Origin of the sequence: Serratia nevei (genome assembly GCF_024160145.1) — a bacterium.
Taxonomy (GTDB): domain Bacteria; phylum Pseudomonadota; class Gammaproteobacteria; order Enterobacterales; family Enterobacteriaceae; genus Serratia; species Serratia nevei_A.
Genome location: NZ_JAMYWQ010000109.1, coordinates 1 through 527 on the forward strand (window position 1 = coordinate 1; position 527 = coordinate 527).

General features: G+C 53.9%; 1 protein-coding gene. It reads right to left on the minus strand.

Annotation, left to right across the window (positions count from 1 at the left end; all coding sequences use genetic code 11):
* A partial coding sequence (locus tag M6G53_RS24965) for a helix-turn-helix domain-containing protein (protein WP_253335248.1) occupies positions 1-476 on the minus strand: 476 nt, incomplete at its 3' end.
* Positions 477-527: the final 51 nt, after the last annotated feature.

The window sequence follows — 527 nt, forward strand, 5'->3', positions numbered from 1 at the left end:
ATCAAGGCTCTCAACTTTTTTATGTAGTCATTCTGCGCACGCAGGAACGCGATTTCCTCCCGCATCTCTTCCGGGGTCAGTTCATCGGGCGATTTATCGGCATAGGGAGTTTTGGGATGTTGAGACATACGGTGACCACGCTTATCCAGGTTGAGGGCTTCGGCCCCATTCTCCTGATAAAGCTTAACCCAGTGTTCCAGCGTCGTGTATGAAGGAATGTCGAATCTGGCGGCAACGTCCGCTAAGGACAGTGGATTTGAACAGGCAAACTCGACGGCGGCGAGTTTGAACTCCGGCGTGTAGCGCCGACGACGTCCGGGTTGCAGCCCCGACTTACCATGATGCTGATAAGCGGCAATCCAGCGCCGCAACTGGACATGAGCGACGGAGAACTTCCTGGCGGTCTGCCGTTGGCTGCCAAGCCCGGCAAGGTAATACCGGACGGCATTGAGTTTGTCTTGCAGTGAATACTTCATAAAGCTGCACCTCCAAATGTCAGATGTGTCCAACATTTGGGGTGCAGTTCA